We start from the raw sequence: 26,677 nt of genomic DNA, 5'->3' as shown, positions 1-26,677 counted from the left end.
AGGCTTAATAGCCATCGTTTTGTTTCAGTAATGAACTAGCATCGATAGCTGACTGGGGTATAGGAAACCAAACATGGAAATCTTGTGCATTAGTAATACCACGATCATGCGCACATTTGATAAACCTATTAGTACGGATCAGGTCTCTTCTCCGCTTACCTTCATTCCAGAATTCCCATTTTCTTTCATTCATTAGTTGATCTACAAATGCATCTTTTGAATTAAAATCGGATAAAGCAACGTTATCCAAACCTGCTCTGTGTCTAATCTGATTCACCAAATCAACAGACTCTTGGTTAGGACCATTCAACTCATTCAAAGCCTCCGCTCTGGCCAATAAAATATCTGCATACCTGAAATAAGGAAAGTCATTACCATGATTGTTGGCTGAAGCATTCGGATCAGGCGGAAATTTCATTCCTCGGGTAGCATCTTTATAATCAACAAGCAAATCTACAACTTTACCTTTTGAATCTTCATATTTAGTTAAAATCCGTCCTTTACGTTGATCTTCAGGAGCAAAACTGTAATAAAAATCATCATAAAAACGATATTGAGAAGCAAAATTCGACCATTTTTCATTAATTACTCCATCCATACCACCATCAAGGCCTTTATAATAGTCCCAAGGTAAATTCGTTGCTAGGAGAATATTGACACTGGCACTATTGGCCAAATAAGTTTTAGCCCAAATAAACTCTTCATTCTTTTCGTTTTCCAAAGCGAACATTTTATTATAATCCGGACACAGAGCAAACTTATTACTTGACATTACTTCTTTTGCCATATCTGCACAGTTTTGCCACTGATGCGTATTCAAATACCAAATACAAAGCAATGTCTGAGCAGCACCTCTATGAGCTCGTCCATAAGCCGGCTGCTTTCCTGTTTCATAAAGATCAGGAATAAGAGCTTTCAACTCAGACTCTATAAACTCTTTGAATTCTTCATCTGTTGCACGGGGTAATTCAAGAGGATCATCCAAACTTTTTCGTATAGGTACCGGACCAAACTGATCCCATAATTGATAATAGGCCCATATTCTGATAAATCGTGCTTCAGCCAACAAACCATTTCGATCCTCTTCACTGTTAAATCCAGAAGCAGTTGGAGCATTGGCTAATACTATATTTGCATTCCTGATCTCTTCCCAATGATTCATCCAGTCAAAAGCCTCTAATGTACTGGAGGAATCCCAACGAAAGTTGATCAAAGGTACAGCCGTTCCATTTTCACCACCGCCGGATTGCCACAAAATATCAGTAGTCATTTCTCCTCTTTTCACAATATTTCGACTTCCTCCATCTTTGGAATATGCATCAGCTAAAACAGATTCAATACCTGATTTTGTAGCCAGTAAAGTACTTTCTGTAAATTCTGATCTGACAGGTTCTTCCAGAATACCTTCACATCCCTGAAGAGAAAGTAACCCACATAAAGAAAACAGATAAACTGCTATATTATTTATTGATTTCATATACTTATCTTTTTATTATTCTTTAAAAATCAATTTTTGCTCCGAAAATGAAAGTTCTAGCACTTGGATATGCGTTAAAATCCATTCGGAAATTAGAGTTACTATTTGGATTAATAGCAGGATCCAATCCAACATAATCAGTAATTGTAAACAAATTTTCTGCTGTTACATATAATTGCAATGACTGAATCAGGCTATTAAATTTAGGCAATGTATAGCTCAAACGGATCGTTTTAAGTCTCACATACGATGCATCTGACAATGTACGTGAATTAACTACTTTACGTCCTTGTTTTAGTGGGTCTACAAATGATGGATATTCATTTGTAGGATTTTCTGGAGTCCACCTATTTAAATAAGGTTCTGCAAATTTATTTCGCCGGAAATTAATGGGAAAATAACTATCTATTAAATTACCATTCAACATATCTACTCCCTGAACACCTTCGAAAAAGACATATAAATCAAAGTTTTTATAGGTAAATGTATTGCCAAAAGACCACTGAAAATCGGGGAAAGAATCACCAAGAACCACTCTATCTGCATCGTTAATAACACCATCATGGTTCTGATCTACATATTTCAGATCACCAGGTTTATAATCTTCTTTCATTTTACCGAAATCATCACCTTCCTGCCAAACACCAGCTACTTCCCATCCATAATAAGAGTTTAATGGTAATCCGGGTTTACGAATTGCAACTTGTTCAACATGGGTATAACCTGCACCAATAATAATTTCATCAATACCACCTAAATCTTTTACTTTATTTCTCATAGAAGTAAATGTGATATTTGATTCCCATTTAAAATCACGAGTATCGATATTAACTGTGTTCAAGAAAAGTTCAATACCTTTATTATCAATTCTTCCAATATTCGATAAAATACTGTTATAGCCGGTTGACTGAGGAACAGGTAACTGCAAAAGCATATCTGTTGTCTTCTTCCAAAAATAATCAATTCCACCGTTAATACGGTTATTGAATACGCCGAAATCAAGACCCAAATTGACCTGGTCGGTTGTCTCCCACTTCAAATCCGGATTAGGAATTTTAGCAGGTCCAGTACCAACAACTTGTTTACCATCCCATATTGCAGAACCAGCCGACTGATAAGTACTTAATGCCGGGTAATCTCCGATCTCCTGATTTCCGGTTCTACCCCAGCCTAAACGAAGTTTTAATGAAGTGAGTTGATCAACACCTTTCAGGAAAGACTCATTAGAGATTCTCCATGCCAAAGCGGCAGAAGGGAAATAACCGAATTTATTATTCTTACCAAAACGCGAAGAACCATCTGCTCTAAAAGTTACCGTAGCTAAATATCTATCATCAAATGAATAATTTGCACGGCCTATATAAGAAGCCAATCTATTACCAGTCACAGAGTTTTGCATTCTGAAAGTCTCCTGATTTCCCAGATTTAGGTTCTCCGCTCCTAATGATTCATTCGGAAAATCAGCAGCTCTGTTATTCAAATAACTTGTAACATAACGTTGATAAGAGATTCCCGCCAATGCCCCAAAACTATGTTTCTTTATTGTCTTATTATAATTAACAGTACCTTCTACTATATAGTTACTTTTTTCTGAATTCTGATTCGACCCGATACCTCCATAAAAACGGCCTTGCTGAGTAAGGCTCGATACAAAGTTTTTTCTACTTTCATTCATAAAGTCAGTACCCAGATTCAATCTTAGAAATAAATCTTTAGTAATATAATACTCCCCAAATGCTGAAGCTAAAATCCTATATGTATCAGAATAAGATGTCATTCCTTCATCCAATGCTACAGGGTTATCTAGTGTCAAGATAGGTGATGTAGCATAATTGCCTTCCTTATCTTTAACTGGTATTGTTGGATCATAATTATAAGCAGTATACATCACGCCTGCATTTTCATTTACACCAAATCCATTTGCAACAAAATGATCTTTCATATAAGAACCGGTAACATTCATACCAATCTTCAATTTCTCATTAATATCGGATTTCAAATTCAATCTGGCCCCTAATCTTTCAAAACTGGTATTCTTTACAATACCTTCCTGATTTACATAATTGAATGAAGTGTAGTAAAAAGTTTTACTGTTACCTCCGGAAAAAGACAATTGATGTTCGTGAGTAATTGCATTTTTTTGAGTTACTGCATCCTGCCAATCTGTACCGATACCACCATTTGCAATATCTCCAACCCGATTCGCTTCATTATCGCCCCCGGCATCGATAATTTCATTCAATACTCTTTTGTAATCGGTTGCACTCAACAGATTCAATTTATTTGACGGACTCTGAATCCCGATAGAACCGGAATAGCTGACCTTCATCTTTTCTGCTTTTCCGCTCTTTGTCGTAATCAGGATAACGCCATTCGCACCTCTCGAGCCATAAATAGCGGTAGCAGATGCATCTTTCAGAATTTCAAGAGATTCAATATCGGCAGGGTTAATGGACGACATCGGATTTCTTGGACTTCTGCTATCACTAAACCCCACAATGGAACCCTGAGATACTGGACGGGAGTTATCGATAGGCACACCGTCAATTACATACAACGGAGAAACACCGCCATTGATAGAACTTGCACCACGGATATTAACAGAGAAACCTCCGCCCGGTTCACCACTGCTCTGAACCACATTTACACCGGCACTCTTACCCAGAAGCATTTGATCGACTGAAGTCGTGGCACCTTCTTTCAAATCATCCAATTTGACAGATGCCACAGAGCCGGTTATATCACTTTTCTTCATTGTGCCGTAGCCGACTACAATTACTTCGTCCAGTGTTTGAGTGTCTTCTTTTAAAATAATATGTAATGATGTACTTTTACCGACCTTAACTCTCTGATCCAAATAACCGATATACGAAACACGTAATTCTGCATTTTCCGGAACCTGTAAAGAAAAGTTTCCGTCCAAATCAGTAATTGTACCGTTCGTAGTACCTTCCACTACGATATTAGCACCAATCACCGGTTGCTTAGTCTCATCCACAACGGTACCTTTTATTTTCTGGTCATTGTTTGACTGCTTCGGAGAAGTAGCCTTCAAAGTAAGGACAATCAGGTTATTATTATCCTGTTTGTAGGAAATATCCGTACCAGCAAGAAGTTTGCTCATAACAGACTCTATGCTTTCGTCTTTTGCAGACAGGGTAACAACTTTATCCAGACTGGATAAATCATTATTATAAAAGAACTTATAGTCACTTAGACGTTCGATTTCTTTTAAAGCCTGACGGATAGATTGATTTTTCAAGGTTATCGTTACCTGAGCGAATAACGACGGGGAGATCAACAATATAAGTAAGATTAATTTAATTGACTTAAATTGCCGTTTTTTAAGGGCATAATATGCCCTAGTTAATAAAATTCTCATAATTTTGTAGACTTAATGGTATTTATAATTGCACTTGATATTTGCAAGATCCCAAGTGCGGTTTATGAACTACGAGATGGGATGGTGCCTTGCATTGTCCCATTCTTTTTGTAATAAATTTATCCTGTATTTTCCATATCGATAAAAATTAAATATTAAACATGGTATTATTTATTATTATTTCAATGCTTTCTCATAATAAGCCTTCTCCTTCATATTCTCACGCAAGACAATCACACTATCCTTTACTTCATACGTCAAAGGCGAAGTGAGAGATAATATCTGCAGAATACTTTCCAGACTTGTATTGCCGGGAGTTCCGGTAAACCGATATTTCTTCAGTGATTCCGATTCAAATATAATCCGGGTATTGTAATAACGTTCCAATGTATGAGCTATGCTCTCGAATGTTTCACCATTGAATGTCAACTCATTATATTTCCAGTTTATGTAATCGGCCGCATTATCTACGCTACTTTTTTCCATATGCCTTGTTTGTTTATTAAAAATGATCCTCTCGTTAGGATTTAAGACAAGGCAATCCGAGTCAGTCGTCACTTCTACTTTTCCTGTCCTTAATACAGTCGAAGCATTTCTTTCTTCCTCATACGATTTCACATTAAAGCTGGTACCCAGAGCGCGGACTTCCATTTCTTTTGTCTCCACGATAAAGGGACGATCCTTATCGGGCGTCACTTCAAAATAAGCTTCTCCTTCCAGAGACAAGACCCTTTCTTTTTGATTGAAACGGCTGCCATATGATAGTTTGGAATCCGAATTCACCCATACTTTAGAACCGTCAGGCAATACGATATTCGCTTTCTGTCCTTTTTCAACCGACACGATCATATCCTCCATAATTTGCCGGCTCATGGTATAATAATAAACAGACAGTCCCGTCATCAACAATAAAATGACAACAGCTGCTACACGAGTTGTCCATGAATAGAGACTACGCCGTTTACTTTCTTTTGCGGATAGCTCTTCCTTCTTTTCACGGTTGATCTTCGCCTTTATCTGTCCCAACAATTTTTGTTGCAGGCGGGCATCCATCGTAGAAGAAGCCATGCTCCACTCTTCTTCCGCCCAATTCTGAAACGAACTTTCGCTTTTCAGCCATTGGATAAGTGTTTGCACTTCTTCCGGAGTAGCCTGCTTTTGCAGAAACTTATCGAATAATTGTATGTAATCTGTCTTTTCCATTTTATTGTGTCTATTAAGTATACAGGCAACGAAATAGAATCCGTTACCCGAGTTTACGGTTTTAACTTTTATTAATCAATGAACAAAAAAAGAAGCAAAGGAATAGAGATACTATAGTGACGATCTATCTTGCTACGAAGGAAAGCAATCGCTTTGGTCAACTGCGATTCGACAGTATTTTCAGAAAGATTGAGCTTCGCGGCAATTTCCCTATTTGTCAACAATTTACGGCGGCTCAGAATAAATATTTCCCTGCGGGCAGAAGGCAGTTGTTCGATTAAAGAGTCAATATATTCTTCCAGTAGATGATAGTCCACTTCTTTCTCTGTTGTATTTTCAGTTGGTTCGGTTGTTTTTATTTTTTCCTGATAAAGGTATTCCAACATTCTATGCTGATAGATATTGACAAGTTGATTTTTGGCAATTGTACAGAGATAGGCGCCGAATGATTTGTCTGTATCGATCAATTCTCTACCCTCCCATACCTTTATAAATACAGATTGTACGATCTCCTCCGTCAGATAGGTATCACCCCGGGATATACGCATTACAAAGTTGTAGAGCTTACCACTCCAAACATTATAAAGGTATTCAAAAGATGCTATATCTCCTCTTCTCAGATTACAGATGTGATGTGATTCTTTATCCATAACGTGTACAGTTATCTTTGCAAAGGTAAAAGAATTATCAGATGATAGCACAAAAAAGATAAAAGGTTGCATACTATTTACAAATAGCATGCAACCTTTCCAGAAAAAGTATGTAGGCTTTTTATTCCTTTATTACCGATAAAGGACTTTCTTCACGACAGTCTTTTTTCCATCTGTAATACGGATAAAGAACAAACCTGAATTATCCGGGACAAAAGAAACCGGACTGTTGGTTTCCATCGTTTTCCTTTTTACCAGTTGCCCCTGTGCATTATACACCTCGATAGAATACTTACCGGCATCGGTGTCCTTTACATTTATGACCAAAGAAGAACCCTCCTGACGGGCTACCACCTCAATCTCCGGTTCCTGGATATGAGCTGAAGCTGTTGCCATTCCCGGAGAAATAGCTTTAGCTGCATTTACAATCTCACCGGTCGAATGATCGATCAGTAAAACAACGACTTCGATATGATCCTTATTCTGTATATTAAGGGGTAATTCCAGGTCATACGTCGAACTTAATACCTCATCTTTTGTGAATTTTCCGGGGATACTTGACAGCATACCATCAAATCCGGGGAATATGGTACGGGCTACATCCTGATATACCATCCGGGAAGCGGGTACCGGAGAAGGCAACGAACTGAAATCTCCCATAGGACTAGAGCTGCCGGAATAACTATTATTTTGCGCATAACCGGATGCCGTTCCTTTCACATCATTTTCCAGGATAACGAACGCATATACATATTGTGCTTCTTCTGCATCAAAAGCAAATTTAGTTCGAACATTTGCAGATAACATTGTCTTCTCCTCATCCGCATAAGATACGGAAACCGTTACCGCAGAAGTGACAGGTTCTGCCATCTCTGACTTATACATGGATTCCAGATTGAAATAAGGGTCTCCCTTTCTTTGCCGGTTCACAAGTATATTAGGCAAGCTTGTAAAGAACCCCAGTAAACCGTCTGCATAAGGTCTCAATCCCATCGGATCATAATTATAGCTATAGTCATGAACTGCTATACCGATAAAAGAATCCGGATATTTCTTCTTCATCTCAGCCATTCCCACAATTCCCCGCGGACAATAGCCGCACCAGGTAGCAGTCAATTCTTCGCCAACAACCACACGACGGTATTCCAATGGCGGAAGATTATTATCCTGTGCACGGGAGACAAAAAGAGGAAATAAGACAAGAAATAAAAGTATAATTTTTCTCATAAGCGATCTTTATTTTCAGATTATCTGACAGATACTTTCCGGGATGTTATAACTTTTCCTCCTTGATAAAGCGCAACGACATAAATACCATTTGCCAAAACAGGCGAACTGATATCAGCATTAGAAGAGAGAGGTTGTTCATAAACCGATATCCCGTTCATATTTACGATACGGAGATCCATATCCTCTGCATCAGGCGCTTTCACATAAATGCGTCCTGCCGAAGCATATATCTTCCAGTCGGCATCAAGGCCAATCTTTTCATTTGCCACAGTTCCCGAATAATTGAAATGAACTTTGACCGATATGCTTTCATCACCGGAAAGTAATTTAAAGATAACTGTACTATTCCCGTATTTGCTCTCATCCAGAATTAAGTAATTAGCATGAAAAGAGGTATTCATTTCGTTGGGTTCCAATGTAAACTCATCCGATTTGACAACGCTTCCCGGATAACAGGTAGTACCTACACACAGCTGGACAGCACCACCTTCCGCCAATTCCAGATTGTCTTTGCTTACCGATACTTTCAGTTGCTTGTCGGTATTGTTACGAATTCCCAATTCCAACAACATCTGTCCCATTACAGGATCATATTCCGTTACAGTAACCTCCGCTCCCTCTTCAAGAGCTTTATCGTTATACACCCACTGGACATTCTGCCCCCAGGATGACATACAGCACAGCAGTACTGGCAATATAAACAATGCTAATTTTCTAATCATGATACATTCTATTTAATAATTAATACTATTCCTGTTCTATTTCTGTCTTAACAGCCTGAAGAATCTCGTGTGATTTCCGATCATACACGAAAGCCACGATCTGTAAATCTTTCTTTTTCCAGGTGATATCCGGCTGATAAATATATTCCTTCTTTATCGTAGCACCTTCCGTCAAACCGGTTCCCATGCTTTCTCCCCAGGTATAGTTTATCGCATCACGAAACACATGACGGTGCAGATAAGCGGTATTGATCGTATTATCAGGCATCAGCTGGGCATCTACAATATGATCTTCTATGATCCATAACTGCAAAACCGGTTCATTTCCTACTGCCCGGAGAAAATCGACAGCGGCATGGAGTTTTATCTCTTCCATTCCCGGTTGCCACACGGCTTCCAGTTTTATTTCCACAGGAGACTCTTCGCTTAAACGATCAATCACCTGTGAACTCCAGGTCGGAACATTGTTATTTGTCACTTTTCCGTTCGAAGCTACCCGGTCGACCATCGCAGCCGGATAACCATCCGGTTTGAAATAATCGTTATATGCTTCGCCTGCCTTTGTACGGAAGTCTGTTTTCCAGGCGCTACCGAATGTATTGGCATAACTTCCTGCATGGATACTCACTGCGATCAGGTGCCCTTCGCACCATTCTTCCAGTCGTGCGATTTCGTCGGCAGCAACCGGGCAATTCACACATTTATGTCCTGTGAAGTCTTCCAGAAGAACGATTTTATTGGTAAAGTGCAATTCGTCTGTTTGGATAACACGATCCTTTTCATCAATAATATCACAACCGGCAACCAGCAGCAATAATGATAAGATATAATATAGATGTTTCCTTTTCATCTGTTAGAAATTAAAATTGTAGGACAGCTGAAAACCTCTGCTGGCGGGAACATACCGGCATACACCACCGGCACAATTATATCCTGCCCTTGTACGGCCATATCCTAGCTGGACACGGTGAGATTTATGCGAATAAGTAGCCGAAACCATATAATAATGCAGATAGGTTTCCCCACTATTATACATATCGGAAACGGTAAACATAAGAGACGGAAGGACAGAGACTTCCAGCAAAGCAAACAGCCAATCGCCTTCATCCTGCCGGGTATTCAGATACTGAAGTTCCCCACGGAAAGTCAATTTACGATTTGCCTGGTATTTACCTTCCAGCACATAGATGTTCGATTTAATCACATCGCCGTTGGTTGCATGCCCCTCAACTACCCGTTGATTATAACGCTGGTTCATATACATGGCATTCAGTTTCCATGAACGGCTGAGTTTCTTCTCAAACATAATATTGATATCCTGATAATAAAGATTATCCAGGCCAGAAACTTTATGGAGAGCACGGATATGGGAAGCATGTAGCTTGATCAAAGTTCCGTATTTACCACCTAAAGCTGTATGGCGACGGAAGTTATAACTAGCTTCTCCCTGGAAAGCCCACTCGCCCAACGGTTGGGTAGCATACGGATAAAGGGCAGGCAATACATATGTTTGCTGCATGGTGAAAGCCGGCAGATAATTTATAAAGGAAGAAATACCCGTCATCGACCGCAGGCTACGGAAAGCCATGTTCTCACTTCGCTTCACCTGCAACAGGAAACTCATACCTTTTCTGGAATAAGAACCTGAAAGCAGGAGAGCGCTTCCCCGGTCATAGCTGTATTGGTTATCGAAAGACGGATCGTTTATCTTCCAGGCATAATCAGCCATCAGGTTATAGCCATTTTTCTGGAACTGCAAACGGGCATCAAAAGCTGCTATATTTAACGGTAAATTCAGTTTCTTATCTGATGCGATATAGATATCTTCTTCTTTCTCATGCTTTCCGGTGTACGACAATCCCAGCAGCAACCGTGCATCCTGTTCTTCCAGCTTTCGCAACCACTGATCCAGGTTCAATTCGGCATCTCCACCCCATAAGAAACTGTCGTTATGATCCCAGTAACGGCGTTGCTTACCACCCAAAGCCTTCAAACGAAGTCCTTTCAAGGGATGCAGGATCAGCCTTCCGCCACGGATCGAATTATCGATACCCAAGCTACGCTCTTCGTAGGTACGTAAAGTCAATCCGTTACCGAACTGTTCATAGAAATCACCGACCGTCAGTTCCGCATTCCGGTAACGTCCGGTGGCATAAAAGTAAGGCACACCCCAGCCGGCAAAGTCTTTTTCAAAACCAGGCAGCGGGTGATCCAGGTATTCGAAACGACCGCCCACCGTTAAATAGTCGGCAACAGACAAGGCCAGATCGACATAAGTATTTGTCAATACCTTATCTTTATAAGAACCGGTTCCGATGGCATTGTCTTCTTCCGGAAACAGGATATCCGACTGGATACTTCCTGTCAGACGTATTTTAGAAGGGTTCTTTCCCGCAGATTGCGTTTGTAATGAGTCAGATACCGGTAATGCCTCCTGTGCTTGAGCTGCATAGATAAACAGAGCCGTCATGATCAGGTAAATCTTTTTCATCCGGACTTATTTATTAACCAGTTTCTTCACTTCATCGAACAAAACGGCATCGCCTCCTTCTGTGTAACCAATATGGCTGGAAACAATATTTCCCTCTCCATCCAGTAAAAATACATGGGGGATCACATTTACTCCCATTGCCCGCTTCAGGTCGCTTCCCGGATCGAGTAATACGTTGAAGTCCCAGGCAGAACCGTCAACCAGCGGTTTTACTTTGGCAACATCCTGTCCCTGATCAATAGAGACTGCGATCAGTTCGACACCGGTTTCTTCCTGCCAGTCTGCATATACTTCGTTGATCGCAGATAATTCACGCAGGCAAGGTTTACACCAGGTTGCAAAAAAGCTAAGTATGACAGGATGCCCTTTCTTGTTCAATTCGGACATATTCATACTCTTACCGTCAGTATCTTTTAATTGAATGGCGGGTAATTGTGCAGAGGCAGAGATACATACAACAATCAATAAGATAGATAGAACTAAGGCTTTACGCATAATTTCATGCAGATTTGGAAATTCATAACTTCTGATCTGCCAAAGGTAGGAAAAGATATAAAAAGAATATCACCGAACCGATAGGTTTTATCTATCAGTCCAGTGATATAATCTATTAGCATCCGAAAATAACATGCAGAATGATATTCCGGGGCTTTATATATTTAAAAGATTACTTGCTGAAATCCCTCGGAGCCGGAACCGGAGCCAACGGTTTACGACTTTGAAGATCCTTCATAACCTCTTCGATCGCCTTGTTCAGCTGTTGGTCTTCGCCGTTCCATTCTTTGACCGGATCATTGTCAATCAGGATATCCGGATCTACACCGTGGTTTTCGATGATCCACTGGCCGGTCTTCGGGTCATAGCTGGTGAAGAAAGGCACGCGGATATCGGTTCCATCCATATAAGGCAGCGGGCCACTGATACCGACAATACCTCCCCAGGTACGTGTACCGATCAGCTTACCCAATCCCAGTGCACGGAAGCCCCACGGGAACAGGTCGCCGTCGGAAGCTGAGTATTTATTGATAAGGCATACCTTCGGGCCTACCTGTACGGCATCAGGAACAGTACCGATATGGTTGGATCCACGACGCATAGTCAGACGATACGGTTCGCGGGAGAGACGTTCGAGGATCATCGGGGAAACATTACCGCCTCCATTGGCACGGTCGTCGATAATCAGGCCTTCCTTATCCAGCTGGGGATAGAAATAACGGGAGAACTCATTCAGACCTTCTACACCCATATCCGGGATATAGATATATCCTACACGACCATTAGTTGCTTTGTCTACTTTCTTGATATTATCCTGTATCCAGTTATAATGATATAAAGAATATTCCTCTTCAAGCGGACTGATCACGATCTTACGGGCTCCTGCCAGTTGCGGTTTGCTGTTCAGTGAAAGTTCGGTGGGTACACCAGCTTTACCGACCAATAAAGAATACATATCTTTCACACTGTTGGTCGGAATACCGTCGATAGCGACAATAAACTCGCCTGCTTTTGCTTCGATACCCGGTTCGGTAAGCGGTGAACGCAGGTCTTTGCTCCACGAAGCTCCCGGAAGGATCTTTTCAAGACGGAAGAAACCACTCTTATCGCGGGAAATTTCGGCACCGAGCAAACCTGTTTGTATACGCTCCGGACGATCCAGTTCACCGGGGTTCACATAGGCATGACCGCAATTCAATTCACCGATCATTTCACCGATCACATAGTTCAGATCCAGACGGGTCTTTACATATGGAAGCAGGACTGCATATTTTTCTTTGATCGCTTTCCAGTCTACTCCATGCATATTCTCTACATAGAATCCATCACGGTAGGCACGCCATGCCTCATCGAAGATCTGTGCCCATTCTTTCGGATAATCGGTAGTAATCTTCATATTGGAAAGGTTGACAGCTTCACTAAGATCCGCTTTGCCGGAAGGGATATCGGTTACATAAAGTTCTCCTCCTTTATAGAAAAGAGCTTTTTTACTGCCGGGAGTTACAGACATGGTAGCACCATCGGCAACGATATCTTCTTTCTGTTTCTCTAAGTCATAGACCTTCGTTCCGCCACGGCCGAAATAATAGACCTTATTTCCATCTGCATAAAAATTAAAATAACGGGACCCTGCCAACGGAAGCTGAATAATACGGTCGGAAAGACCTTCTACATCGATCTTCACTGCCGATGTTTCAGAAGTAGTCTCTTTCTTAGCAACTTTCTTAGGTTCTTCCTTCTTTGCTTTATCTTCTTTGACCGCAACCTGTGCATCTTTTTCAAGGAAAGGAGAAGGAGTATCTTTCGATAGCAAAGCAAGATAAACACCACCCATATTATTATAAACATGATTCCATTCCAAAGAGCCATAAGTAGGATTGAAATCGCGGGCAGAAGAGAATACCAGATACTTGCCGTCATTACTAAAGACAGGTGAACCGGAGTTGTACCATTTATCTGTTACAGGATATTCTTTCCTATCGGCAATATTATAAACATAGATAATGCTATATTCGTTATTGGCCGGACGGGAATAAGTCAACCATTTGCTATCGGGAGAGAATGTAACATCCCTTATTTCAGCCATCGGATCCTGCACTGCCTGCGTCACTTGCCGGGTTGCGACATCCAACAGGTTGATGCGGTTCTTACGATCGGTATAAACAATTGTTTTTGAGTCCGGGCTCCATTCGAAAGAGCGGATATAGGTATCGTTATTTTTAGTCAACTGCACCGGTTCACCGCCTGTTGCATCCTGCAGGTAGAGTTCTGTCTCACCTGTGCCGTCGGAGATATAAGCGATCAGCTTTCCATCGGGCGACCATTGTGCTTCACGGTCATGTTGTCCCGGGGAGCGGGTGATATTCTTTGTTACCCCTTTATCGACAGGCAAATTGAATACTTCTCCACGGGAAGTAATGACAATACGTTCACCATCGGGAGAAATACTTGCTTCAGTAATATATTTCGATCCGTCTTTTAATTCACTACGGGCATATATATTATCGGAAGTTAATTCGATATTTACCTTTTCCGGCTTTTTGGACGCTGCATCCATCTTATAGATATAACCGCCATTCTCAAATACGATCGTATTTCCGTTAGCACTCGGGAACTTTACATCGTATTCGGTAAAATTGGTTACTTTACTCGTCTGTTTTGTTTTTGTGTTGTAAACAAAGATGTTCATTGTACGGTCGCGATCGGAAATATAGAATATTTCATCACCGATCCACATCGGAATAATATCCTGGGCTACATTATCCGTAATATTCTCTACCGACTTCTTTTCCGGGTCATAAATCCAGATATCGTCGGCCATCCCGCCTTTATAATATTTCCAGGTACGGAACTCACGCATCACCCGATTGTAAGCCAATCGCTTTCCATCAGGCGAATAGCTACAGAAACCTCCTTCGGGCAAAGGTATTACTTCCGACAGACCGCCTTCCTTATCTACCGTATAAAGTTTTCCGGAAAAACCGTCGCTGATACGGTTGCGGTAAACGATACGGCTGCCATCGGGAGTCCAGGTCATTACAATGTTGTTAGGGCCCATACGGTCGCCCAGGTCATCACGTTTGTTGGTCGCAGTATAGGTTACACGTAAAGGTTCACCTCCGGTTGAAGGCATGGTGAAGACTTCCGTATTCCCATCATACTGTCCGGTAAACGCGATTGTTTTACCATCCGGTGAAAAACGGGGGAACATTTCATAACCAACATGTGAAGTCAAGCGTTGAGCTTCTCCACCTGTTGCCGGAACTTTATATAAATCTCCGGCATACGAAAATACAATCTCGTTACCGTTTGTAGCCGGGAAACGCAATAGGCGTGCGTCGTCCGCTGCCATCATCAGGGCAGGTACTCCGGCTAAAGCGAGCAAAGAAAGAATAAGTTTCTTGTTCATGTTATCTTAGTTTAGTCTATTGGCAAAGGTAAAAAAAGAGAATGGTTTTTAAGTAAGAAACTCATCCGGTATTTGCATTAGGGGGGTAATCGATGCGATCTTTTTTGATACATCGAAGCCGGAAGGGCAGTTCACCTGACAGACATCGCAATCCGTACACATATCCTGCTTCAATCCCAGACCGAGTAGTGTCTCTTTCGACTGTTGGGCATGTTTGTAACCGTAAGCATACATATAGGCACGCATGATATCGGGTATAGGCAATTGCTCAGGACACTGCTCGCGGCACTGACCACATTGTTGACAATATAAAGACTCCTTATCGCATAACGCCTGCAAATATTTCTTTTCATCCTGTGTCAGCTCCATATCATATGCAGCAGCCAGGCATTCATCCAGATGATCATAATTGGTAAGACCGGGAATAACAGTCGTGATATTTTTATTCTGCCAGATCCATTTAAGACAGGCCCGCCCGTTAATTATTTTCTTGCCATCAGCATCTTCCGTTCCTCCTGCCATAGTCTTCATGGCAATAAAGCCCATCCCGGCCTTTACTCCCCGCTCGATCGCTTCATCCGTTTCCTTTATATTCTTCATCTTAAAGTTATAACTGATCAGGGCGACATCATAAATTCCTGTTTCGATAGCTGCGTCAATCAGTTCCGGTTTCTGGTCGTGAGAGGAGAAACCGACAAAACGGTTTTTACCTTCAGCCTTGACCTTTTGCAGGATATCGAGGATACGCTTGTCCTGTATCTTTTCTGCGGTACTGATAGAATGAGTATAGAAAAGATCAACATGATCCATTTTAAGACGTTTCAAACTAATTTCAAGTTTGTCGAGCAAGTCTTGCTCGAAATCATCCCTCAACGGATAATCGAACATTACTTTCGTGGCAATAAAACAGGAACTGCGCGGCTTTCCATTGAAAAAGTTACCGATCATTTCTTCGTTCCGTCCGTTCTGGTATCGATGAGCAGTATCAAAATGAATTATCCCGGAATTAAAAGCGGCACGCAATACATTATTGCTATCGGGACGATCAACGCCCATGCTGAGGATAGGAAGTTTTACACCTGTTTTACCTAAAGAACGCATGGGGATTTTTGCCTCTTCATATTCTATTGCTCCCGGAACAGACGCCAAAGCATCCGGAACAAATAATAAACCGGCTCCCGCTACTGTCGAGAGCTTCAGAAAGTTTCTTCGATCGACACTTTTATTTCCCATAACCTGAATCAGAATTAAGTAAACAGAGAATTAAACTGCTCAAATATAGCAAAAAAAATCCCGGAAGCTGTGCCCCCGGGAATTAAATATATAATGTAGTAACAAAGGATTATGCTTCTTCCGTATCAATTCCTTTCCATACAACCGCTGCTATGGCAGCTCCAAGGAAAGGCGCAACGATAAACAACCATAATTGTGAGAGTGCTTCACCTCCCTGGAACAGAGCCGGGCCGATACTACGAGCCGGGTTCACCGATGTTCCGGTAATAGGGATACATACAATATGGATCAAAACCAGCGCCAGACCGATAGCAATACCGGCAAACTTCGTATTTGCTCCTTTGGATGTAGAACCTAAAACAACAAGCAGGAAGATAAATGTAAACACTGTTTCGGCAACGAAGGCAGGAAGGACATTGGTATATCCGTTAGCACCGGTAAATGTCGTGACAGAACCGGAATCTTTTGCCAGTATATACAAGATAGACGACCCGATGATCGCACCGATCACCTGAAAGACCATATACATACCCGCATCTTTTCCGGAAATTCTTTTAGAAAGTAACATTCCCAGTGTGATAGCAGGATTGATATGACATCCCGATATCTTACCGATCGTGTACACCATTGTAAGAACGGCCAGCCCGAAAGCAAAAGCAACTCCTAGTGTTCCAACTGATGCAAAAGGCTGAACTGCCCCTGCAAATACTGCGCTACCGCAACCCATCAGGACAAGTACCATCGTCCCGATCATTTCTGCTAAATACTTTTTCATTAGTGAACTTAATTAGTTTTTAAATAGTATTTGTATAGGAATAAATAAACTATCTCGCCTTATTGACTATACTTTATATTTATTAAACATATACTTATAATAATTTGTTCGGGAATTTCAGTTTCATTTTTCGGAATCTCTTAATTCAAGGCATGCTGTATAAAAATAATCTTGTACTTTTACGGAAATTAATAAACGCATGAAAAAATTACTAGTCTTAACATCGGCGCTTTTGTTTGCAGGCTCCGTATTTGCAGAGAATGATCCGTTATGGATGCGTTATCCTGCCATATATCCAAATGGTGAAACCATTGCGTTTACGTATAAAGGAGATATTTATACCGTTCCGGTATCCGGTGGTAAAGCCACCCAGTTAACAACACATTCGGCTCATGATACACGCCCTGTATGGTCGCCAGACGGCAGCCGGATCGCATTTGCTTCCGATCGTAACGGAAATTTCGATGTCTTTATTATGGATAAAGACGGGGGAGTACCTAAACAACTAACAACTCATTCGGCAAACGAATATCCGGAAACATTCAGTAATAATAATGAGATCCTTTACTCGGCTTCCATACAACAGGATGCAAAGGATAGCCAGTTCCCTTCCGGTACATTCTCACAGATCTATCAGGTTAGTACAGAAGGTGGACGTCCGGTATTATTCTCTTCGCTGGCCATGCAAAACCTATCGGTGAACAAGAATGGCGACAAAATTTTATATAATGATATCAAAGGTTATGAAGATCCGTGGCGTAAGCATCACCAGTCTTCCATCACACGCGATATCTGGTTGTGCTCGCTCGATAAAGACCGTACATTTAAAAAGATAACAACCTTCCGTGGCGAAGACCGTAACCCGGTATGGACTGCCGATGGGAATGCTTTTTATTATCTGACGGAAGAAAAAGGCAGCTTCAATATCTTTAAGAATGATCTGACCGGAAAGAGTGACAAACAAATCACACAGCATACAACGCATCCTGTCCGTTTTCTGACTTCCGATAATAACGGTAAACTTTGTTACAGCTATGATGGTGAAATATATACGGTAAAAGAAGGTAGTCAACCGGCTAAGGTAAATATACTGATCGTTTCCGACCAAACAGAGAATGATTTGATCCATCGCCTGATGTCGAGCGGTGCAACCGATATCGCCGTAGCACCGGGCGGGAAAGAAGTTGCTTTCATTGTCAGAGGGGATGTATATGTTACATCTGTCGAATATGAAACAACCCGTCAGATAACAGATACTCCGCAGCAGGAACGCAATATCGACTTCAGTCCCGACGGACGTTCATTGGTTTATTCTGCCGAACGAGGCGAAACATGGGGTATCTACCAAAGCAGCCTGGTACGTAAAGACGATAAGTACTTTACCTATGCACAGGAGATCAAAGAAGAGCCATTGGTTGTGACTGATAAAACATCTTTCCAACCTTCCTACTCACCCGACGGAAAAGAAGTTGCTTTCCTGGAAGACCGTACCACTTTACGTGTAATCAACCTGAAAAGCAAACAAGTCCGTACAGTATTGGACGGTAAATTCAACTACTCCTATAGTGATGGAGACCAGGATTATAAATGGTCGCCCGACAGCAAATGGTTCCTGGTCGAATATATTGCGATCGGCGGATGGAATAACAAAGACATCGCCCTTGTAAAAGCCGATGGAAGTGGTGAAGTAACAAACCTGACGGAAAGTGGTTACTCGGATGGTAACCCGAAATGGGTGCTGGACGGAAAAGCAATGATCTGGTCGTCCGACCGTGCAGGCTATCGCAGTCATGGTAGCTGGGGTTCACAGGCTGATACCTACATTATGTTTTTCGACGGTGAAGCCTATGATAAATTCCGTCTGAGCAAAGAAGAACTTGCCTTGACAGAAGATGAAGAAAAGGACGAGAAAAAAGACGATAAGGATAAATCGAAAGACAAAAAAGCAGACAAAAAGAAAGAAGATACTAAAGATGATGAAAAAGAGAAAGACAAACCGGTCGATCCGCTGAAGTTCGATCTCGAAAACCGTAAAGACCGTATCATCCGTCTGACCATCAATTCTTCCAACCTGGGTGATGCCGTACTGACACCGAAAGGAGATAAGTTATACTATTGTGCTGCTTTCGAAAAAGGCTACGACTTATGGGAACGCAACTTCAAGGAAAACAGCACGAAGCTATTAATAAAAGGTGTTGGCGGAGGAAGTATGTTTGCCGATAAGAAAGGTGAAAATTTATTCCTCGTTTCCGGTGGTAAACTGAAAAAGGTCGAGATTAAAGACAGCAAAACGAAAGATATCGACTTTAAAGCCGAGTTCTCTTATCGCCCGGCTAAAGAACGTGAATACATCTTCAACCATACCTGGCGTCAGGTAGAAGATAAATTCTACGATCCGACTATCCACGGTATCGATTGGAAAGGATATAAGACAGCTTACAACCGTTTCCTGCCGCATATCAACAACAATTACGATTTCCAGGAAATGTTGTCTGAGATGTTAGGAGAACTGAATGGCTCACATACCGGAGCCCGCTACCGTCCGTCTTCCTCTACTCCGGCTACTGCCTGCCTGGGTGCCTTCTATGATAATAAGTATGATGGCGACGGATTAAAGATTGAAGAGATCATCGCCAAAGGCCCGTTGACAAAGGCGGATACACAGATAAAAGAAGGATGTATCATCGAAAAGATTAATGATACACCAATCAAAAAAGGGGTGGATTATTATCCGTTACTGGGAGGTAAGGCCGGCAAAAAAGTTCTGCTGTCCGTTTACAACCCTATTACAGGCAAACGTTTTGAAGAACAGGTCAAACCGATCTCTTATGGCGAACAATCCAACCTGCTATACAAACGCTGGGTAGAGAACTGCCGTAAGAAGGTAGATGATTTGTCGGGAGGTAAGATCGGCTATGTACATGTCAGAGGAATGAACAGCGAAAGCTTCCGCGAAGTCTATTCCGAATTGCTGGGGCGTTGCCGCAATAAAGAAGCGGTAATTGTAGATACCCGTCACAACGGTGGTGGCTGGTTGCATGACGATCTGGCAACACTTTTAAGTGGTAAGGAATACCAACGTTTCGAACCGCGCGGTCAGTATATCGGTAGCGATCCATACAACAAATGGTTGAAACCTTCCTGTGTGTTGGTTTGCGAAGATAACTATTCCAATGCACATGGTTTCCCCTGGGTTTATAAAACACTAGGTATCGGAAAATTGATCGGTGCCCCGGTTCCCGGAACAATGACTGCCGTATGGTGGGAAACACAGATTGACCCGTCATTGGTGTTCGGTATCCCTCAGGTCGGTGTAAAGGATATGAAAGGCAACTATCTGGAGAACCAGGAACTGGAACCGGATATCGAAATCTACAACACACCGGAATCTCAGTTGAAAGGTGAAGACCATCAGTTGGAAGAAGCGGTTAAAGTGATGTTGCAAACGGTAAATAAATAAGAATTACATTATAGAATTAAGGAGAGGCGATAAACAGCTTCTCCTTATTTTTTTAATCTGGTATAGCAATGTGGGAAGCGGGAAAATCAAGTTTTTTGTATTTATCCTGCATTTCTTTATCGGTTTCTTCCTTGTCGTTGGTAAAGAATACGGGGGAGTCCTCGAAATGCCAGGTTCCGAGATAGTTCAAAGTATTTTCAGCAACAGTAAATTTGAAAAAGACTAATTCATCGGGACGCTGTTCCTTATTCTTTATCTTTCGTTCCGTTTCAAATATGGAGTCTTCCCCTTTATAGATCGGTTCCATATAAGACTTGCCGCCATACCATTTACTTTCAGTCCACCAGTAATTCAGGATGACATACGTACCCGGTTCGATCAGATAACAAAATTGATTTTCTTTCGAAGTCTTAAAGGTCGACTTTACCCTGAAAACAAATACCTCATTCGTTTCAATATTGATCAGCCGGATATCCTGGGGATAACCACCACTCTTGAACTTCTTCAAACGCTGAATAAATTGACCGTAGAAGGCTGCTTGCCCGGCCGGAATGGTATCGTTCGTTCCCAACTTCTCCAATCTTCGTCCCGGTTGGGCGGCAGCTCCCAATGAAACTATCAGCAATATTGCGATCAGTACGTGCTTCATAAAAGTTCCAACTCTACTTATTAATCAACAATGCTATTTTACATCGAACAGAAAAACGAAACAAAGAACGGTACCGTAAAATCAACCAGTATTCCGTGAAAGATAGAAACGAATACCAAATCCTTTCCTGAATAACGTGTAATAATGGGTAATGTTGTATCCATCGTGGTCGCACCACCGGCACAGATCGGAGCCAGACGACCGAAATACCTGACAAACAACGGGGCACCCAACAACGCGAATATTTCACGGATAATATTAGCCATCAATGCGATTGTTCCTAATTCTGTTGCCATCTGAACACCCAATGAAGCCTCTTTCAATTCCGTTATCAGGATAGACGACAACGAATAATAAGCAAACCCGCTCCCAACTGCCAAGCAATCGAAAACACTCCATTTACTGATCAGCAAACTGACCAGAGCCGATGCCGTAAGCGTCCCGATAATAGTAGCCAAAGGTACCAGCAACAACTTCGGACGGATACTGCACAATATATCTTTCAGTTTCTTATCACTCCCGATGCTTAACCCGACCTGGAACATCAGCAGATAAAGTACATACATCGTGATATCATTCTCCACGATTACCTGCGGCAGATAACCGCTCCACCCCAGGATACATCCGAGCGCAAAGAAAGCGACAACGATCAGACTTCCTTTCATTCTCTCCTCCTTTCCTTAAAGAAAAAGTGATATACCCCCCAGGCTGCCAATACGCTTCCGAGTGTTCCGGCCAGGGCAAGCAGAAAAGCCTGTCCTCCCAGTGTTGTCAGGTTACTTACAATAGCCTCATTAGCTCCTACCGAAATACCCAGCAGGAATAACAGAAGTAGAATCGTATAGGAAATAGGCTTACCTATCTTTTGCAAAAGCTCCACTTTACGCAACAGGTATCCTATGGCTATACCGCCAAACATAATTCCGATTACCGTGAACATAATTATAATTTTTCGGCAAAGGTAACAGAAAGAGCCTTGCAGTACAAGTCTGCAAGGCTCTACCGGTGTCATATATGATCTACATTTTTACTACTTCCGACGATATACGAAACCCGAATATATTAAACACAGCAATTTTCAATCATAAAAGAAGAAGTCAGCAGCAGGACAAACAGGAGAACAATGATAAACGTCACCAAGGCTGAAAAAGAGTAAAAAAGACGAAGATGTCGCTGTCTCTTTTCCTTTGCAATCCGTTGCAGTACTTTCAAATCGAATTCCTTTCCCAGCGGTGGAAGTATTTCCGCCTCAGGAGTCAGGAACCACGCTTTGTAAGGACGCAACTCCAGCGGTAAAGTGTCTGACGAGAAAAAGTGTCTTAACTCCCGTTCCTCGTCGATGGTGGTGGCACATTCCCAATATTTCTCCAACAATATTTTAATACGGTCGTAGTCCATACCTGTGAGTATATGTAATTTTATCTGACAGCGAAACTCTCTGTCCGCATCTTCTGCAAATTGATAGCCTCCAGAGCCAGGTTGCGTGTAACCATCAGGCAGTAGGAAGGGATATCTTCTATCACAATCCAGGCAGCCCGTTCTCCCCACACCTTCAGCATCACGTCCTGAACGATTTGCTCGGAACGTTCTGCATTTCCGGTGATCCTGAAAGCAACCCGCAAGAGGTTATCTTTTAAAGGCAATATCCTTGTTATGAATTCGTCTGTTCTCATCTCTGTTATATTAGACGAGTCCCCCCCATAAAAGGTTGCAGTTTTTGGTTACTTTTTTTATCAGATTGTAGAAAAAGACCGCTATATAGTTCTTTTTCATTATATTTGTAGCAGTTCTAACAAAACAGTAAATCCGCATATTTAAACTAAATCAATAAATAAACAGTGAAAAAGACAATCTTATTCTTCCAGGCTGCTGTTCTTTGCCTGCTGGTCGGATGTAAACCGGCTCCCAACAGTGGTTTATTAAGCGATGAAATCAAGTATGTCGATCCGTTCATCGGAACCGGATTCCACGGACATACTTTCCCCGGCGCTACCCGTCCCTTCGCCATGGTGCAAGTCAGCCCCGACACACATATCATGGGCTGGGATGCCAGTAGCGGTTATCATTATGATGATCGCGAAATCTACGGCTTCAGTCATACACACCTTTCCGGTACCGGTATCGGTGACCTGGGGGATGTAGCTTTACTTCCTTTCTCCGGTGGCGACTCGATCAAACCGGTCGGCCTTTTCAACAAAGACACGGAGAAAGCGACTCCGGGTTATTATGCCGTACGTCTGGATAACTTCGGCGTAAACGTAGAACTGACAAGTACCGATAAAGTCGGTTTTCATAAATACACTTACGATAATCCCAAAGACCGCCGCGTCATGCTCGACCTGGGGCATATCCTGCAGCCGAACTGGGGACATAAACTGGTTGATAACAGCTACCTGTTCGTAAACGATTCGACAGTGGAAGGTACGGTACGTACGCAGGGATGGGCTCATTTTCATGCCGTATCCTATCGTATTACCTTCTCTGAGCCGATCGAAACGATCTACCAGTATGTCGGAGGCAAACTGCGTCAGGACTCTTTATTCCTGCGCATCAATACGGCTGAAGACTTGAAATTCCATTATAAGTTCCCGGAAAAGGCAGAACCTCTGTATGTAAAGGTGGCCCTTTCTATGGTGGATACCGACGGAGCGGAAAAGAACCTGATGGCAGAGCTCCCGGGATGGGATTTTGAAGCAACCCGTATCAAATCCGCCGAAATATGGAATGATGCGTTGAACGCAATTGAAATTCAGAGCGCTGATCCAACAGTGATGGTTAATTTCTATACAGCACTCTATCACACCATGATCGCACCGTTCGCCTATCAGGATGTAGACGGCCGCTATCTGGGTATGGACAAGAAAGTACATAAAGCGGAACCCGGCTATGTAAACTATTCCGTATTCTCCTTATGGGATACTTTCCGCGCCCTTCATCCGCTGATGACGATCATCAATCCGGATCTGGCAGCCGATTGGGGAAAAGTTTTGGTACAGGGATATAAAGAAGGAGGTATCCTTCCGAAGTGGCCGCTGGCTTCAAGCTACACCGGCTGTATGGTCGGTTACCCGGCTGTATCTGTCCTGGCAGACCTTGTGTCCAAAGACCTGGCAGACGGTGATCTGAAAACATGGGCTGAAGCTGGAGCCCGTTCTTCCGTATATCGCGAAGACCTGGCTGAAAAATTTAAAGGGACACGCGAACTGGATCTGATCACCCTTCATCCGTACTTTAAAGAAAAATACGGCTTCGTTCCGGCCGACTCTGTTCCGGAATCCGTATCATGGGGACTGGAAATGGCTTACGAAGACTGGTGTATCTCACAAATCGCCGCTAAAGCAGGATTAGATTCGCTGGCTAAAGCCTACGCAGCCAAAGGAGAATATTACAAACGTTATTTAGACCCGGAAACGAAAATGATGCGTCCCGTTATGGGTGACGGTTCATTCCGTACTCCGTTCAATCCACGCTATTCAGCTCACATGAGAAGCGATTATACAGAAGGAAATGCCTTCCAATGGAGTTTCTTTGCTCCGCATGATATGGATAACTTCATCGCTACGATCGGTGGCAAGAAAGAGCTGGAAACACGTCTGGATACCTTATTCACCACCTCTTCGCAGGTTGACGGCGAACATGCTTCCGGCGACATCACCGGTCTGATCGGTCAGTATGCCCACGGAAATGAGCCGAGCCACCACATGGCTTACCTGTATAACTGGACTGATTCCCCCTGGAAAGGACAAGAACGCCTGGATTATATCATGCGCGAATTCTATACGAACAAGCCGGACGGTATCATCGGAAACGAAGACTGCGGACAGATGTCTGCCTGGTATGTAATGAGTGCCCTGGGATTCTATCAGGTTGCTCCGGGTATTCCGGTTTATACATTGGGACGTCCGATGGTAGATCGTGCCCTGGTTCACGTAAAAGGCGGCATATTTGAAATCCTGGTGAAGAACAACAGTCCGGAGAACAAATATATCAAAGAAGTTACATTGAATGGAAAGGCACTCGAAACCCCGTTCTTCTCCCATGCCGACATCGTAAAAGGCGGTAAGCTGGTATTTGAAATGACCAATACGCATCCATAAAAAATAAAATCATGTTACTGACTACAACAAACAATATTGAAGGGAAAAAGATCGCCCAATATTACGGGATCGTTTCCGGTGAAACAATTATAGGAGCAAACGTATTCAAAGATTTCTTTGCCGGAATACGCGATATAGTAGGTGGACGGGCCGGTTCATATGAAAGCGTATTGCGCGAAGCAAAAGAAACGGCTTTACAGGAAATGAGCCAGCAGGCTGCACGAATGGGAGCCAATGCCGTTATTGCAGTCGATCTGGATTATGAAACTGTAGGAGGAAGCGGAAGCATGCTGATGGTTACAGCTGCCGGTACCGCAGTTCGATATGAATAAAATTACGGATGGGGGATAAAAGTCCCCCATCTGTTTCTATTCCCCTAAAATTCTTCTGATATGGTTCTTTAGTATGTGAAAAGCCGGTGCCGCCATTGAGCCATGATCGTATCCATCCAATTCATAGATATAAGTCTCTTTATGCCCGGCCACCTTCATCATTCTCCAGAAATAAGCATTCTCTTCATAACGTCCCAACATTTCCATTTCGCGGTCACCTGATACGATTATTAAAGGAGGAGCATCAGGACGGACATAATAAAGCGGAGCAAATTCATCTATACTAGGCTGCGTTTCCTTCATTCCCAGCGATTCCCGATAGGCAAAATGGCTGATAGCATGTCCACTGAAAGGTATAAGGGCTGCAATTGAATCTGCATCTATACCGTAAACCTGCAGCCATTTCTTATCCAACCCGATCATATTTGTCAGATAACCGCCCGCAGAATGTCCGGATACAAATATCCGCTGCCAGCTACCGCCATATTCTTCAATTGTTTTAAATGTCCAGGCCACTGCAGCAGCCGCGTCATCAATACAATCTTTAATCGTACATTTAGGCAATAAGCGGTAATTGACTGCAACGACAGCCAAACCACTATTCTTTAACTCTTCCGGAATAAACTTACTTCCACCGGATAAACCACCACCGTGGAACCAAACAACCGTCCCGAAGTCCTTCCCGTTTTCAGGATAATAGACATCCAGCTTGCAACGTTCCAGACCATACGGGTCACCTGTAGTCCGGTAAGGGATATCTTTTACTACAGCATAATTAATACTCTCCTGTGCACAAAGAATAGCGGAGATAAAAAAGAAAACAAATAAGATATAAGACTTGATCATAAAGCATTGATTTTTGGACAAAGATAAACGATTTATCTAAATGCAAAAAGGGATCAACCTTACGATTGATCCCTTTCATTTGTTTTGAGTTCTTGACTCTAAAACGGCGGCTATCTACTCTCCCACTTTTACGCAGTACCATCGACGTGGTTGGGCTTAACTTCTCTGTTCGGAATGGGAAGAGGTGGATCCCCAACGCTATAACCACCTTAATACCTTTAAGATG

General features: G+C 42.4%; 21 protein-coding genes and 1 rRNA gene. 3 read left to right on the top strand and 19 right to left on the bottom strand.

The features are described from left to right. Positions 1-4: 4 nt before the first annotated feature. The 12 genes from HMPREF1536_RS10805 to HMPREF1536_RS10750 all read right to left on the bottom strand — a co-directional run bounded on the left by HMPREF1536_RS10805 (position 5) and on the right by HMPREF1536_RS10750 (position 17,067). Complete coding sequence (locus HMPREF1536_RS10805; RefSeq protein WP_028728872.1) at positions 5-1,477, bottom strand: RagB/SusD family nutrient uptake outer membrane protein; 1,473 nt, start codon at positions 1,475-1,477, stop codon at positions 5-7. A gap of 22 nt (positions 1,478-1,499) precedes the next feature. Next, positions 1,500-4,859, bottom strand: coding sequence for a TonB-dependent receptor (locus tag HMPREF1536_RS10800; protein ID WP_081693373.1), 3,360 nt, complete (start codon positions 4,857-4,859; stop codon positions 1,500-1,502). 177 nt (positions 4,860-5,036) lie between these two features. Continuing rightward, positions 5,037-6,062 (bottom strand): FecR family protein, encoded by a 1,026-nt coding sequence (locus HMPREF1536_RS10795; protein ID WP_028728871.1) that lies wholly within the window; start codon positions 6,060-6,062, stop codon positions 5,037-5,039. Between the two features lie 71 nt (positions 6,063-6,133). Beyond that, complete coding sequence (locus tag HMPREF1536_RS10790) at positions 6,134-6,712, bottom strand: RNA polymerase sigma-70 factor (protein WP_028728870.1); 579 nt, start codon at positions 6,710-6,712, stop codon at positions 6,134-6,136. A gap of 132 nt (positions 6,713-6,844) precedes the next feature. Continuing rightward, entirely contained in the window at positions 6,845-7,939 is a 1,095-nt protein-coding gene (locus tag HMPREF1536_RS10785; RefSeq protein ID WP_028728869.1) for a T9SS type A sorting domain-containing protein, read from the bottom strand. Positions 7,940-7,959: 20 nt separating this feature from the next. Further along, on the bottom strand, positions 7,960-8,664 hold the full coding sequence (locus HMPREF1536_RS10780) for a T9SS type A sorting domain-containing protein (RefSeq protein ID WP_028728868.1): 705 nt from the start codon (positions 8,662-8,664) through the stop codon (positions 7,960-7,962). A gap of 25 nt (positions 8,665-8,689) precedes the next feature. Further along, the gene (locus HMPREF1536_RS10775) at positions 8,690-9,514 is read right to left on the bottom strand and encodes an Omp28 family outer membrane lipoprotein (protein WP_028728867.1); all 825 of its coding nucleotides are present in this window, start codon (positions 9,512-9,514) and stop codon (positions 8,690-8,692) included. A gap of 3 nt (positions 9,515-9,517) precedes the next feature. After that, the gene (locus tag HMPREF1536_RS10770) at positions 9,518-11,155 is read right to left on the bottom strand and encodes a DUF6029 family protein (protein ID WP_087880962.1); all 1,638 of its coding nucleotides are present in this window, start codon (positions 11,153-11,155) and stop codon (positions 9,518-9,520) included. Between the two features lie 6 nt (positions 11,156-11,161). Then, positions 11,162-11,650, bottom strand: a complete 489-nt coding sequence (locus HMPREF1536_RS10765; protein WP_028728865.1) for a TlpA family protein disulfide reductase — start codon at positions 11,648-11,650, stop codon at positions 11,162-11,164. A 172-nt stretch (positions 11,651-11,822) separates the two neighbouring features. Then, complete coding sequence (locus HMPREF1536_RS10760; RefSeq protein WP_028728864.1) at positions 11,823-15,059, bottom strand: S41 family peptidase; 3,237 nt, start codon at positions 15,057-15,059, stop codon at positions 11,823-11,825. A 48-nt stretch (positions 15,060-15,107) separates the two neighbouring features. After that, on the bottom strand, positions 15,108-16,292 hold the full coding sequence (locus HMPREF1536_RS10755; protein ID WP_028728863.1) for an aldo/keto reductase: 1,185 nt from the start codon (positions 16,290-16,292) through the stop codon (positions 15,108-15,110). Between the two features lie 109 nt (positions 16,293-16,401). Continuing rightward, entirely contained in the window at positions 16,402-17,067 is a 666-nt protein-coding gene (locus HMPREF1536_RS10750) for an MIP family channel protein (protein ID WP_028728862.1), read from the bottom strand. A gap of 199 nt (positions 17,068-17,266) precedes the next feature. Between HMPREF1536_RS10750 and HMPREF1536_RS10745 the strand changes: the two genes are divergently transcribed. Beyond that, the gene (locus HMPREF1536_RS10745; RefSeq protein ID WP_028728861.1) at positions 17,267-20,527 is read left to right on the top strand and encodes a S41 family peptidase; all 3,261 of its coding nucleotides are present in this window, start codon (positions 17,267-17,269) and stop codon (positions 20,525-20,527) included. Positions 20,528-20,579: 52 nt separating this feature from the next. On the opposite strand, the gene HMPREF1536_RS10740 is transcribed toward HMPREF1536_RS10745, so the two are convergent. The 5 genes from HMPREF1536_RS10740 to HMPREF1536_RS10720 form a co-directional block, all read right to left on the bottom strand. Beyond that, complete coding sequence (locus HMPREF1536_RS10740; protein WP_028728860.1) at positions 20,580-21,176, bottom strand: hypothetical protein; 597 nt, start codon at positions 21,174-21,176, stop codon at positions 20,580-20,582. 38 nt (positions 21,177-21,214) lie between these two features. After that, complete coding sequence (locus HMPREF1536_RS10735; RefSeq protein WP_028728859.1) at positions 21,215-21,841, bottom strand: LysO family transporter; 627 nt, start codon at positions 21,839-21,841, stop codon at positions 21,215-21,217. Continuing rightward, positions 21,838-22,116 (bottom strand): LysO family transporter, encoded by a 279-nt coding sequence (locus tag HMPREF1536_RS10730; protein WP_028728858.1) that lies wholly within the window; start codon positions 22,114-22,116, stop codon positions 21,838-21,840. Before HMPREF1536_RS10730 ends, HMPREF1536_RS10735 begins: the two co-directional genes overlap by 4 nt. 122 nt (positions 22,117-22,238) lie before the next feature. Continuing rightward, positions 22,239-22,574: a hypothetical protein gene (locus HMPREF1536_RS10725; protein ID WP_028728857.1), complete on the bottom strand. Its 336-nt coding sequence runs from the start codon at positions 22,572-22,574 to the stop codon at positions 22,239-22,241. Between the two features lie 20 nt (positions 22,575-22,594). Continuing rightward, the gene (locus HMPREF1536_RS10720; protein ID WP_028728856.1) at positions 22,595-22,849 is read right to left on the bottom strand and encodes a sigma factor; all 255 of its coding nucleotides are present in this window, start codon (positions 22,847-22,849) and stop codon (positions 22,595-22,597) included. Positions 22,850-23,014: 165 nt separating this feature from the next. Between HMPREF1536_RS10720 and HMPREF1536_RS10715 the strand changes: the two genes are divergently transcribed. Both HMPREF1536_RS10715 and HMPREF1536_RS10710 read left to right on the top strand, forming a co-directional pair. Next, positions 23,015-25,273, top strand: coding sequence for a GH92 family glycosyl hydrolase (locus tag HMPREF1536_RS10715; RefSeq protein WP_028728855.1), 2,259 nt, complete (start codon positions 23,015-23,017; stop codon positions 25,271-25,273). Positions 25,274-25,284: 11 nt separating this feature from the next. Continuing rightward, the gene (locus tag HMPREF1536_RS10710; protein ID WP_028728854.1) at positions 25,285-25,605 is read left to right on the top strand and encodes a YbjQ family protein; all 321 of its coding nucleotides are present in this window, start codon (positions 25,285-25,287) and stop codon (positions 25,603-25,605) included. Positions 25,606-25,641: 36 nt separating this feature from the next. On the opposite strand, the gene HMPREF1536_RS10705 is transcribed toward HMPREF1536_RS10710, so the two are convergent. Beyond that, positions 25,642-26,451: an alpha/beta hydrolase gene (locus HMPREF1536_RS10705; RefSeq protein ID WP_028728853.1), complete on the bottom strand. Its 810-nt coding sequence runs from the start codon at positions 26,449-26,451 to the stop codon at positions 25,642-25,644. Positions 26,452-26,552: 101 nt separating this feature from the next. Further along, positions 26,553-26,663: ribosomal RNA gene (gene rrf / locus HMPREF1536_RS10700) — 5S ribosomal RNA — on the bottom strand. Positions 26,664-26,677: the final 14 nt, after the last annotated feature.

Origin of the sequence: Parabacteroides gordonii MS-1 = DSM 23371 (assembly GCF_000969825.1) — a bacterium.
Lineage (GTDB): Bacteria > Bacteroidota > Bacteroidia > Bacteroidales > Tannerellaceae > Parabacteroides > Parabacteroides gordonii.
The sequence above is the reverse complement of the archived record's forward strand: the minus strand, read 5'-3'. Positions and strand labels throughout refer to the sequence as shown.

Bases quoted from the DNA above. Each gene is read 5' to 3' on its own strand.
- HMPREF1536_RS10805 (WP_028728872.1), bottom strand. From the start codon at position 1,477: ATGAAATCAATAAATAATATAGCAGTTTATCTGTTTTCTTTATGTGGG.
- HMPREF1536_RS10800 (WP_081693373.1), bottom strand. From the start codon at position 4,859: ATGAGAATTTTATTAACTAGGGCATATTATGCCCTTAAAAAACGGCAA.
- HMPREF1536_RS10795 (WP_028728871.1), bottom strand. From the start codon at position 6,062: ATGGAAAAGACAGATTACATACAATTATTCGATAAGTTTCTGCAAAAG.
- HMPREF1536_RS10790 (WP_028728870.1), bottom strand. From the start codon at position 6,712: ATGGATAAAGAATCACATCACATCTGTAATCTGAGAAGAGGAGATATA.
- HMPREF1536_RS10785 (WP_028728869.1), bottom strand. From the start codon at position 7,939: ATGAGAAAAATTATACTTTTATTTCTTGTCTTATTTCCTCTTTTTGTC.
- HMPREF1536_RS10780 (WP_028728868.1), bottom strand. From the start codon at position 8,664: ATGATTAGAAAATTAGCATTGTTTATATTGCCAGTACTGCTGTGCTGT.
- HMPREF1536_RS10775 (WP_028728867.1), bottom strand. From the start codon at position 9,514: ATGAAAAGGAAACATCTATATTATATCTTATCATTATTGCTGCTGGTT.
- HMPREF1536_RS10770 (WP_087880962.1), bottom strand. From the start codon at position 11,155: ATGAAAAAGATTTACCTGATCATGACGGCTCTGTTTATCTATGCAGCT.
- HMPREF1536_RS10765 (WP_028728865.1), bottom strand. From the start codon at position 11,650: ATGCGTAAAGCCTTAGTTCTATCTATCTTATTGATTGTTGTATGTATC.
- HMPREF1536_RS10760 (WP_028728864.1), bottom strand. From the start codon at position 15,059: ATGAACAAGAAACTTATTCTTTCTTTGCTCGCTTTAGCCGGAGTACCT.
- HMPREF1536_RS10755 (WP_028728863.1), bottom strand. From the start codon at position 16,292: ATGGGAAATAAAAGTGTCGATCGAAGAAACTTTCTGAAGCTCTCGACA.
- HMPREF1536_RS10750 (WP_028728862.1), bottom strand. From the start codon at position 17,067: ATGAAAAAGTATTTAGCAGAAATGATCGGGACGATGGTACTTGTCCTG.
- HMPREF1536_RS10745 (WP_028728861.1), top strand. From the start codon at position 17,267: ATGAAAAAATTACTAGTCTTAACATCGGCGCTTTTGTTTGCAGGCTCC.
- HMPREF1536_RS10740 (WP_028728860.1), bottom strand. From the start codon at position 21,176: ATGAAGCACGTACTGATCGCAATATTGCTGATAGTTTCATTGGGAGCT.
- HMPREF1536_RS10735 (WP_028728859.1), bottom strand. From the start codon at position 21,841: ATGAAAGGAAGTCTGATCGTTGTCGCTTTCTTTGCGCTCGGATGTATC.
- HMPREF1536_RS10730 (WP_028728858.1), bottom strand. From the start codon at position 22,116: ATGTTCACGGTAATCGGAATTATGTTTGGCGGTATAGCCATAGGATAC.
- HMPREF1536_RS10725 (WP_028728857.1), bottom strand. From the start codon at position 22,574: ATGGACTACGACCGTATTAAAATATTGTTGGAGAAATATTGGGAATGT.
- HMPREF1536_RS10720 (WP_028728856.1), bottom strand. From the start codon at position 22,849: ATGAGAACAGACGAATTCATAACAAGGATATTGCCTTTAAAAGATAAC.
- HMPREF1536_RS10710 (WP_028728854.1), top strand. From the start codon at position 25,285: ATGTTACTGACTACAACAAACAATATTGAAGGGAAAAAGATCGCCCAA.
- HMPREF1536_RS10705 (WP_028728853.1), bottom strand. From the start codon at position 26,451: ATGATCAAGTCTTATATCTTATTTGTTTTCTTTTTTATCTCCGCTATT.